The 2,976-nt window shown below is 64.8% G+C and carries 2 protein-coding genes; both read left to right on the top strand.

Annotation, left to right across the window (positions count from 1 at the left end; all coding sequences use genetic code 11):
* Window positions 1-2,269 (top strand): phage tail tape measure C-terminal domain-containing protein (locus JJ869_RS23015; protein ID WP_292271228.1); only part of this gene is annotated, 2,269 nt, incomplete at its 5' end.
* A gap of 4 nt (window positions 2,270-2,273) precedes the next feature.
* Window positions 2,274-2,861, top strand: coding sequence for a hypothetical protein (locus JJ869_RS23010; protein ID WP_292271226.1), 588 nt, complete (start codon window positions 2,274-2,276; stop codon window positions 2,859-2,861).
* Window positions 2,862-2,976: the final 115 nt, after the last annotated feature.

The following is a 2,976-nucleotide window of genomic DNA, read 5'->3' as shown; positions in this document are numbered from 1 at the left end:
GGCCGGTGCCGTAGTCGCGATGACTCGCTCGACGGTGGCTGCGGCCAACGAGATCGGCCAACTCAGCCAGGTGGCTAATGCAAACCCGGAGGTCTTCCAGCGCTGGTCGGCTGCCTCGGCCACCGTCGGCATCGAACAAGAAAAGCTTGCCGATATCCTGAAGGACGTGAACGACCGGGTCGGGGATTTCCTGCAAACGGGCGGCGGGCCGATGGCGGATTTCTTCGAGAACATCGCGCCGCGCGTGGGCGTCACGGCGGATCAATTCGCCCGGCTTTCGGGGCCCGAAGCCCTGCAGCTTTATGTCGACAGCCTCGAGCGCGCAGGCGTCAGCCAACAGGAGATGACCTTCTATCTCGAGGCCATGGCGTCCGATGCCACGCGGCTCATTCCGCTTCTGCAAAACGGCGGCGCGGAAATGACCCGGCTCGGGGCTCAGGCGCAGGCATTGGGTGCTGTTTTGGATGCGGACGCTATCGCTGCGATGCGACGGTCGGAACTGGCACTCGTCAGCATTGGCCAGGTGTTCACCGGCGTGCGCAACCGGATCGCTGTCGCTCTCGCGCCCACGTTGGAAGCTGCGGCCAATGCGTTTGTCGCCCTTGCGTCCAGCACCAGCCCGATCGGTCGGGCGTTCGATGCGGTACTGGCCAACCTTGACCGGCTGGCGATCTATGCGAGCACCTTCGCCACCTTCCTCGCCGGTCGCTGGGTGGCTGCGATGGCGGCGGCCGCCCTGTCGGTGAGGGGTTTGGCTACGACCCTCGTCATCCTGAAAGGTGCGCTCATCCGCACAGGCATCGGCGCCCTCATCGTGGGCGCAGGCGAGCTGGTTTATTGGTTCACCCGGTTGGCCTCCGGCGCAGGTGGCTTCGGTGAGGCCATGCGGCTCTTGAAAGATGTCGCTGTTGAGGTCTGGGAACGGATCAAAATGGGGGCCAACGCGGCCGGGTCGCGCGCGACGGCCATGTTTTATGATCTCAAAGCCGATGCCGCGACCGGCATGGCCGGGGCCATCGAGAGTGTCGTCGCCTTTGGCAACACGACCGCCAACACCTTCGAGGGCGCGCTTTTGGCCGTGCGCGAGATCTGGTCGCGCCTACCGGATGTGATCGGGGATCTGGTTTTCTCGGCGGCCAACCGCATGCTCGACGGTATCGAGGCCATGCTGAACGGGGCGATCCGCCGGATTGACGCCTTCACGGGGCGCATCCGAGATGCGCTGGCGGCGGTCGGGATTGAGACCACCTTTGGTCACATCGGCGAGATCAGCCTCGGCGATATCCCGAACCCCTTTGCAGGTGCCTCCGCCGATGCTGGAACAGCTGCAGCAGAGGCGTTTCGCCGAGCCTTCGAGGATAATACACTTACTGTTCCCGATTTTGGCCTTGATGGCATTGCGGCGGATGCACTGGAAACAGCCAATATTTACCGGCGTGCCGCCACAGACCTTGCGAATGGTGCAACGGCTCCACTTACCTCCTGGGGCGCACTTCGCGATGCCGTTGCCGGCACGGGTGAAGAAGGCGCGGCGGCGCTGGATGAGGCCACGGCCTCTGCAGATCGTCTGTCTGATGCCATGGGGCGCGCCGGTGGCGCGGCTGGGAGTGCCGGAGATCGGATCGCCACCGGGTGGCGTGCAGTCTCCGAATCTCTCCAGGCTTATGCCACCGACGCCCTGAACTGGGGCAAAGGCCTCGGCGAAACCCTGACCGGTGCTTTCAGCGGTGCTGAAAGCGCGTTCCGAAGCTTTGTCGAGACCGGCAAGTTTGACTTCAAGGGCCTCGTGCGCTCGATCCTGGCGGACTTGGCTGTACTGTCGTTCAAGCGTGCGGTGCTGGGGCCCATCGCCTCGGCGCTCTCTGGCATCTTTGGCGGCGGGTCTGTTGCAGCGGCTGTCTCGCATGCGGGCGGCATCGTTGGACTGTCAGGCCATACGCGGCAGGTGCCTGCGATAGTCTTCGCTGGTGCTCCCCGGATGCATTCCGGTGGGACCGTGGGGCCGGTTGGCTCCTGGTCTGGTCTCCGCCCCGACGAGGTCCCAACAATTCTGCAGCGGGGAGAGCGGGTGCTGAACCGGCGTGAGGCAGCCAACTATGGCCGGGGCGGCAGCATTGGCGCTGGCGTCACCGTCAACATCGATGCGCGCGGGGCGCAGATGGGCGTAGCCGAGCAGATCGACGCGCGCCTTCGTGCGGCCATTCCCGAGATCGCCCGCATTGCCAAAGAAAGCGTGGCCGATGGCCGACGCCGGGGTCAGGTGATCTAAATTCATGGCTATTCCTGTCTTGCCACTGACGCTTGTGTCCTCGCTTGAGCGGCGCCTGGTGACGTCCGTCGCCGAAGCCCGCTCGCCCTTCACAGGCACGTCCCAGATCCAGGACTGGGGCGCGTCGTGGTGGGAATACCAGATCGAGATGGCGGTGACACAAGGGGCGAAGGCTCGGCGGCTTTCGGCCTTCTTCACTGCGCTTGGTGGATTGCGGGGTCGGTTCCTCTTTCCAGATCCCTCGATCGAGGTGCCGTTAGCGGCGGGCAATCCATATGTGACTGAGGCGCAAGCTGCGGGAGCCTCCACCTTGCGCACGGCAGGCTGGGGGCTTGGGCTTCGCGCAGGGGATTTCTTCCAGTTGGGCGGAGATGCCACCACGCGGCTCTATCAGCTGACGGGCGATGTGACGCCTTTGGGCAGCGAGGCCACGCTCGCCTTCGTGCCGCCGCTCCGGGCTTCCGTGCCGGTCGGGACGCTCCTTGGCCTTGATGCCCCGTCGGTCCTGTTGCGGCTGACGGCACCGGTTCCCTCGGTCATCAGCCGTGCGGATCAGCACCGCTTCACGATCTCAGCGCGAGAGGCCCTCTAATGAGCCGTGATCTCACCGTCGCCTTTGCAACCGCACTGGCGGATCAAAGCCTGCGCCCCGTCATCTTCTTCGAGGGCCAGTTCGCGACAGGCTGGGTTCGGATCTGGTCTGGCCT

Origin of the sequence: Marivita sp., from assembly GCF_017643905.1 — a bacterium.
Taxonomy (GTDB): Bacteria; Pseudomonadota; Alphaproteobacteria; order Rhodobacterales; family Rhodobacteraceae; genus Marivita.
Note: the sequence above shows the minus strand (reverse complement) of the source record. Positions and strands in the feature narration are given on the sequence as shown.

Bases quoted from the DNA above. Each gene is read 5' to 3' on its own strand.
- JJ869_RS23010 (WP_292271226.1), top strand. From the start codon at position 2,274: ATGGCTATTCCTGTCTTGCCACTGACGCTTGTGTCCTCGCTTGAGCGG.